The organism is Bacillus sp. JJ664 (assembly GCF_036962205.1).
GTDB lineage: Bacteria > Bacillota > Bacilli > Bacillales > Bacillaceae_G > Gottfriedia.
In genome coordinates, this window is sequence record NZ_JBALMS010000146.1 from 21,217 (window position 1) to 21,615 (window position 399).

Genomic DNA, 399 nt, shown 5'->3' on the forward strand with positions numbered 1-399 from the left:
ACTTCATTATGAAAATGGAGCAAGGCTATGACACAGACGTAAATGAACGAGGGTCAAGACTTTCTTTAGGTCAAAGACAATTAATTTCATTTGCAAGAGCACTACTTGCCAATCCGAGAATCTTAATTCTAGATGAAGCAACTTCTAATATTGATACACATACAGAAAAACTTGTACAAAATGGTATTGAAACATTATTAGAAGGCAGAACCTCATTCGTTATTGCACACCGACTATCAACAATTCGTGATTGCGACAAAATCATGGTAATCGGTAATGGAAATGTTGAAGAAAGTGGCACACATGAACAATTACTACAATTAAAAGGTCACTACTACAAACTATACATGGCACAATATAGCTTCATTAATGATGGAGCATAAAAAGAAAAAGAGCAAA

At 34.3% G+C, this 399-nt stretch carries 1 protein-coding gene; it reads left to right on the forward strand.

The genetic code is table 11. From position 1 onward, the window contains the following. Nucleotides 1-383: ATP-binding cassette domain-containing protein (locus V7056_RS18440; RefSeq protein WP_499703857.1), on the forward strand; the 383-nt coding region annotated here is incomplete at its 5' end. Between the last annotated feature and the right edge of the window lie 16 nt (nucleotides 384-399).